We start from the raw sequence: 6,332 nt of genomic DNA, 5'->3' as shown, positions 1-6,332 counted from the left end.
ATGCGACAGCACCCCGCCAAGGGCGATCAGCACGACCAGCAGTGAACATATCCAGCGGCGCATCTTTCGATCCGGGTTACGGACAGTAGTATTCGGACAGACTAGATGCTGCGACCGCTTGATTCAAATCACGGATTGCTTAGTGCGATGCATTTACTCAGCTCAATTTCGCCACCTGGGACGCCTCGGAGGGACAAGCCGGACCAGAGGTCGTGGTCAATCTAAGCCTTCCCGATAGGCGACGATGTTTCGTCAGTCTGGTTTTCCGGTTCAACGGGCCGAGGCCGTTAGTGTGAGCGGCAATTCGCCGACAAACGCCGCGAGGAAGTGGTGGTCGCCTCGTATGACCAATCCCCAAAGGTCTTCCCCTCCGCAGTCACTCTCGCTGCGGCGATCATGTTCCGGCTATGAACCGGGTATAGGTCCTGACCATGGCAATGACGCATTCCGGAATATGGGACATGCACAAGCCCCAGAAAAATATTGTCAGGCCAAAACTCCTCGGAAAAGCTAATGTTGCTCGAGTATGGCGTGGAACAAGGACTAAGATCTCGGTCGGATCGTTGTCTCGCTTTCCGCCTCGCGACCTGCGGAAATGTGGACTGATCTGGCGACTGCTGCTCCGGACAATTGGGTGGCTCTTGTGCATCAAAATCATATCGTCTATCGACGATTAACGATATGATTCGAGGCCTCCATGATCGACGATGACCACCTTGCCGAACTGGCCAAGGCGCTGGCCCATCCGGCGCGGCTGCGCATCCTGCGGCTGCTGCTGGCAACGCCCGGCTGCATCGGCGGCGAGATCGTCGAGGCGGTCGGTCTGGCGCAATCCACCGTGTCCGAACATCTGCGGATCCTGAAAGCTGCCGGGATCATCGCTGGCGAGATCGACGGGCCGCGCACCTGCTATTGGCTCTCCCCCGCCGCGCTTGGCCCGCTGTCCGATTTTGTCACCAGTATCCAGACAGCCCCAGAAGGCCGGGATTGCTGCCCTGTTGCGGGGGACGTCGCATGACCATCTTCGAACGTTGGCTGACCCTCTGGGTTGCGCTGTGCATCCTTGCCGGTTTGGTTCTCGGCAATCTGATGCCCGGCCTGTTCGCGGCACTCGCCGGACTGGAATATGCCTCGGTCAACCTTGTGGTTGCGATGCTGATCTGGGCGATGGTCTATCCGATGATGATCGCCATCGACTTCGGCTCGCTCAAGGATGTCGGGAAGCGGCCAAGGGGGCTGGTCATCACGCTGGTGGTCAACTGGCTGATCAAGCCCTTCACCATGGCGGCGCTTGGCGTGCTGTTCTTCAATCATGTCTTTGCCGGGCTGATCGACCCGGCCAAGGCGCCGGAATATATCGCCGGCCTGATCCTCTTGGGCGCGGCGCCCTGCACGGCGATGGTCTTTGTCTGGTCGCAGATGACCAGGGGCGACCCGAATTACACGTTGGTCCAGGTCTCGGTGAACGACCTGATCATGGTGGTGGCTTTTGCGCCCATTGTCGCCGTCCTGCTGGGCGTGACCGAGATTTCCGTACCGTGGCAGACGCTGATCCTGTCGGTGGTCCTCTATATCGTGCTGCCGCTGATCGCCGGCGCGCTGACCCGTCGGGCGCTGCTGGCCAAGGGAGGTAAGACCGTCGTTTCAGAGTTTACCGCACGGATCAAACCCGCCTCAATCGTCGGCCTGCTGCTGACCGTGGTGCTGCTGTTCGGCTTCCAGGGACAGGTGATCCTCGCGCAGCCGCTGCTGATCGCGCTGATCGCCGTACCGATCATCATCCAGTCCTATGGCATTTTCGCCTTGGGCTATGCCTGGGCCTGGGCGTGGAAGCTGCCGCACCGGGTGGCGGCGCCCTGCGCCCTGATCGGCACGTCGAATTTCTTCGAACTGGCGGTGGCGGTGGCCATCGGCCTCTTCGGCCTGAACTCTGGCGCGGCCTTGGCCACGGTCGTCGGCGTGCTGGTCGAGGTGCCGGTGATGCTGTCGTTGGTCGCCTTGGCCAACCGCACTCGCGAAAGGTTTCCGGCATGAGCGACCCATCGCGCAGATCGACGCCCGGCTGATGAAGCGAGTGAACCAGTCCGCCGCGACCTGAGACGGGTGCTGTCATGAAACCTTCACTGGACTCGCCGGATATTTCCGATATTCCGGAAACATGGAAAACAACCTTGCCGCCTATACCTTCGCCACCCTCGGCCACACGGACCGCCTTGCCGTCTTCCGGCTGCTCATGCGCTTTGCCCCGCAGGGCGTGCGGCCGACCGAGATGGCCGAGGCGCTGCGCCTGAAGCCCAACACGCTGTCGCATCACCTGTCGGACCTGACCGCTGCCGGGCTGATCCGGGTCGCGCGGCAGGGGCGGTCGCTGTTCTATTCCGTCAACCTTGACCTGACCGAGGCGCTGATCGGCTATCTGGCGCTGGATGTCGGGCGGGCGCGGCCGGACCTGCTGACCTCGCTGTCCAGGCCCTCAAGGGAGACACCCGCGATGAGTGACAAGATCTGGAACGTGCTGTTCATCTGCTCGGGCAACTCGGCCCGCTCGATCTTTGCCGAGGCGCTGCTGCGCGATCTGGGCAAGGACCGGTTCATCGCCCATTCCGCCGGGACGCGCGCGGGCAGCCAGTTGAACCCCTTCGCGCTGGCGGTGCTGGAGCGGAACGGCCATGACACCGCCACGATGCGATCCAAGCATATCGGGGAATTCCAGCAGCCCGGCGCGCCGGTGATGGATTTCGTCTTTACCGTCTGCGACACCTCGGCAGCCGAGGAATGTCCCCCCTGGCCCGGCCAGCCGATCACCGGCCATTGGGGCCTGCCCGATCCGGTCAAGGCGCAGGGGACCGATGCCGAAAAGGCGCTGGTCTTTGCCCAGACCTATGGCGCGCTGCGCCGCCGGATCGAGGCCTTTGCCGCATTGCCCTTCGCCAGCCTTGACCGGCTGTCCCTGCAAAACCGCGTCGACGCCATCGGCAGCGACGCCTTTCTGGAAAACTGACCCATGCCCCGGATTGCGCTGAACGGCCTTGGCCGCATCGGAAAACTGGTCCTGCGCGACCTGATCGACACGGGCGCGGGCGGCGAGATCGTGCTGCTGAACGACACCGTGGGTGATGCTGAACAGCACGCCCTGCTGATGGAGTTCGACAGCGTTCATGGCCGCTGGCGCACCCGCGTCGCAGCGGCGGAGGGCGCGTTGGTGCTGGACGGGAAAACCATCCGCCTGACCCATGAAAAGACCATCGAGGCGCTGCCCCTGGCCGAACTGGGCGTCGATCTGGTCATCGACTGCACCGGGGTTTTCAAGACCGGTGCCAAGGTTGCCCCCTATTACGCCGCCGGGGTGCAGAAGGTCGTGGTCAGCGCGCCGGTCAAGGATGGAGGGGCGCTGAATCTCGTCTATGGGGTGAACCACCACCTCTATGACGGCTCGCAGCGGCTGGTGACGGCAGCGTCCTGCACCACCAATTGCCTCGCACCGGTGGTGAAGGTGATCCATGAAAATATCGGCATCCGTCACGGCTCGATCACCACGATCCATGATGTGACGAATACGCAGACCATCGTGGATCGCCCGGCCAAGGACATGCGCCGGGCGCGCTCGGCGTTGATGAACCTGATCCCGACGACCACCGGATCGGCCACGGCGATAACGCTGATCTATCCCGAACTCAAGGGCCGGCTGAACGGCCATGCGGTGCGGGTGCCGCTGCTGAACGCCTCGCTGACCGATTGCGTCTTCGAGGTCGAGCGCGAGACGACCGTCGAGGAGGTGAACGCGCTGTTCCAAGCCGCGGCCGAGGGCCCGCTGAAGGGCATTCTGGGATATGAGGCCCGCGCGCTGGTCTCGTCCGATTTCATCAATGACCCGCGCTCGTCGATCATCGATGCGCAATCGACCATGGTGGTGAACGGTACGCAGGTCAAAATCTATGCCTGGTATGACAATGAATGGGGTTATGCCTGCCGTCTGGCCGATATCGCCCGCATGGTCGCGGGGGCAATGTGACCGCCGCGAGTCCGCTGCGCGCCTACGGCGCCGTCACCGCCGCCTATTGGGCCTTCATGCTGTCCGATGGCGCGCTACGGATGCTGGTGCTGCTGCATTTCAATGCCCTGGGCTTTTCGCCGGTGCAACTGGCCTGGCTGTTTCTGCTCTATGAGGTCGCGGGCATCGTGACCAATCTTGCAGCGGGCTGGCTGGCGGCACGGTTCGGGCTGGCGGCGACGCTTTACGGAGGCCTCGCCTTGCAGATCGGCACCTTGCTGGCGCTCGGGCAGCTTGATCCGGGCTGGTCCATCGCGGCCTCGGTCGGGTTTGTCATGGCGGTGCAGGGTGTGTCGGGTGTGGCCAAGGATCTGGCCAAGATGTCCTCGAAATCCGCCGTGAAGCTGCTGGCACCCTCCGAGGATGGCGGGCTGTTTCGATGGGTCGCCGCGCTGACCGGGTCGAAGAACGCGGTCAAGGGCTTGGGCTTCTTTCTGGGTGCGGCGCTGCTGGGGCTGGCGGGGTTTCAGGCGGCAGTCTGGGGAATGGCGGCGGTGATGGCGGCGATCCTGCTGGCGGTCATCCTGTTCCTGCCCAAGGGCCTTCCGGGGCGAATGAAATCGGCGGAAAGCTGGGGCGGCTGGCGGTCGCGCGATCCGCGCGTCAACCGGCTGAGCCTCGCCCGGATGTTCCTCTTTGGCGCGCGCGATGTGTGGTTCGTCGTCGGCATCCCGGTCTATTTCCAATCGGTCCTGTCAGACGGCACCCCAGATGGCCGTCGCGAGGCCTTCTTCCTGGTCGGCGGCTTCATGGCGCTGTGGATCATCGCCTATGGCGCGGTGCAGGCCTTCGCCCCGCGCATTCTGGGCGGCAAGGCGCAGCCCGAAGCCGTGGTGGTGCGCAAGGCGATCCTCTGGGCCGGACTTCTGGTCCCGATCCCCTTCGCGCTGGCACTGGCCGCGCTGATCGCAGGCGGGCCGGCGCCCTGGCTGACGGTGCTGCTGGTCGCGGGGCTGCTGCTCTTCGGTTTTGTCTTCGCGGTGAATTCCTCGGTTCATTCCTACCTCATCCTCGCCTTTGGCGACGCCAGCCGGATCACCCGTGATGTCGGCTTCTATTACATGGCCAATGCCGCCGGTCGGCTGATCGGGACGCTGCTGTCGGGTCTCAGCTATCAGGCGGGCGGGCTGCCGCTGTGCCTCACCACGGCCGGGATCATGGCGCTGGCAAGCTGGTGGGCGGCAAGGCGGCTTGGGGACATTTGATGGCAAAGTGGAAGAGCCACGGACGATACAGCACGCAACGCGGGGTCCGCTGCCAGCGGTGATTTCGATCCCTCCTTCGGCAAATCGACCCGACCCCCGAGCTTAGGGCTTTGTCCCCAATTGACGAGGCTTCCTGGGGGCGCTGCCCCGGCGCGTGGCGCCGAGGCCTTCGAGCGTCACGCGCGTCGGGATTTTTCGAGATCAACCTTGCTCAGACCCAAATAGCCGACCAGCGCCAGGATCACCGACAGAAAGACGAGGCTGGTAATCGTGGTGCCCAGACCCAGGCCGCCATTCGCAACGGGCTGCGACAGGAAGTCACCGAAGGATGCGCCAAGCGGCCGGGTCAGGACATAGGCGATCCAGAAGGCGGTGACTGCCCCTAGGTGGCCAGCGCGCCAGAGGGCAAAAATCGCGCCGATACCGACGGCGAAGAGCAAGGTCGAAGGCAGATAGCCAAGGCCGATCCGTTCGGCCATCAGATCACCAGCCGCCGTGCCAAGGGCAAAGGTGAAGAGGATGGCCAGCCAATAAAACCCCTCACGGGCCGGTGTGTCGATCGAGTGAATGGACAGCGTCCGTTCACGTCCATACCAGATCGCGAAGGTCGCGATCAGCAGGATCGAGAAAACGGCCGTGGTCAACTCTAGCGGAACGCCATAGGTGTCTACGAGGCTATCCGTGATCAGCGTGCCCACGACCGAAATCATCGTCACGGTCGGCCAATAGACCCAAGGCTGATAGCGGTCGGTTCGGAGCTGGGCGGCGAGAATCGCGGCAAGCACCAGCGACATCAGCAACGATGTCAGAGGAAGTCCCAGCTTCATGTTGAAGATCAGGAAATCCGCACCGGTTTCGCCAACAGTGGTTGCCATGATCTTGATGGCCCAGAAGAAGGCCGTAACCTCCGGGACCTTGTTAAAGGCACTGCTCAAGGCAGGTGCGGTCAGGGAATCTGCGTCTGACATGGGATTGATCCATTGATTGACGGCGAAGTCCTGCTTCGTCGTCTTTCTGGATCGCGCCAGTTCCTGACGGCGGGATGAGCTCCAGATTACAGATGCGTAATGCGGAAC

General features: G+C 63.0%; 6 protein-coding genes. 5 read left to right on the top strand and 1 reads right to left on the bottom strand.

Annotated features, from left to right (window positions below; genetic code table 11):
• Positions 1-697: 697 nt before the first annotated feature.
• The 5 genes from Q1A36_RS19200 (at position 698) to arsJ (ending at position 5,256) form a co-directional block, all read left to right on the top strand.
• Positions 698-1,018: a metalloregulator ArsR/SmtB family transcription factor gene (locus tag Q1A36_RS19200; RefSeq protein WP_299847433.1), complete on the top strand. Its 321-nt coding sequence runs from the start codon at positions 698-700 to the stop codon at positions 1,016-1,018.
• Positions 1,015-2,034, top strand: coding sequence for an ACR3 family arsenite efflux transporter (arsB, locus tag Q1A36_RS19195; protein ID WP_299847431.1), 1,020 nt, complete (start codon positions 1,015-1,017; stop codon positions 2,032-2,034). Before Q1A36_RS19200 ends, arsB begins: the two co-directional genes overlap by 4 nt.
• Positions 2,035-2,158: 124 nt before the next feature.
• Entirely contained in the window at positions 2,159-3,001 is an 843-nt protein-coding gene (locus Q1A36_RS19190; protein WP_299847429.1) for a helix-turn-helix domain-containing protein, read from the top strand.
• A gap of 3 nt (positions 3,002-3,004) precedes the next feature.
• Positions 3,005-4,012 (top strand): ArsJ-associated glyceraldehyde-3-phosphate dehydrogenase, encoded by a 1,008-nt coding sequence (locus tag Q1A36_RS19185; protein WP_299847427.1) that lies wholly within the window; start codon positions 3,005-3,007, stop codon positions 4,010-4,012.
• Complete coding sequence (gene arsJ / locus Q1A36_RS19180) at positions 4,009-5,256, top strand: organoarsenical effux MFS transporter ArsJ (protein ID WP_299847425.1); 1,248 nt, start codon at positions 4,009-4,011, stop codon at positions 5,254-5,256. Before Q1A36_RS19185 ends, arsJ begins: the two co-directional genes overlap by 4 nt.
• A gap of 176 nt (positions 5,257-5,432) precedes the next feature.
• On the opposite strand, the gene Q1A36_RS19175 is transcribed toward arsJ, so the two are convergent.
• A complete protein-coding gene (locus Q1A36_RS19175) occupies positions 5,433-6,224 on the bottom strand; it encodes a hypothetical protein (protein ID WP_299847423.1) in 792 nt (263 codons plus the stop codon).
• Positions 6,225-6,332 lie beyond the last annotated feature (108 nt).

Origin of the sequence: uncultured Paracoccus sp. (genome assembly GCF_947487305.1) — a bacterium.
Lineage (GTDB): Bacteria > Pseudomonadota > Alphaproteobacteria > Rhodobacterales > Rhodobacteraceae > Paracoccus.
Note: the sequence above shows the minus strand (reverse complement) of the source record. Positions and strands in the feature narration are given on the sequence as shown.

Excerpts from the sequence above, each read along its gene's own strand:
- Q1A36_RS19200 (WP_299847433.1), top strand. The coding sequence starts at position 698 with ATGATCGACGATGACCACCTTGCCGAACTGGCCAAGGCGCTGGCCCAT.
- Q1A36_RS19175 (WP_299847423.1), bottom strand. The coding sequence starts at position 6,224 with ATGTCAGACGCAGATTCCCTGACCGCACCTGCCTTGAGCAGTGCCTTT.
- arsB (WP_299847431.1), top strand. The coding sequence starts at position 1,015 with ATGACCATCTTCGAACGTTGGCTGACCCTCTGGGTTGCGCTGTGCATC.
- Q1A36_RS19190 (WP_299847429.1), top strand. The coding sequence starts at position 2,159 with ATGGAAAACAACCTTGCCGCCTATACCTTCGCCACCCTCGGCCACACG.
- Q1A36_RS19185 (WP_299847427.1), top strand. The coding sequence starts at position 3,005 with ATGCCCCGGATTGCGCTGAACGGCCTTGGCCGCATCGGAAAACTGGTC.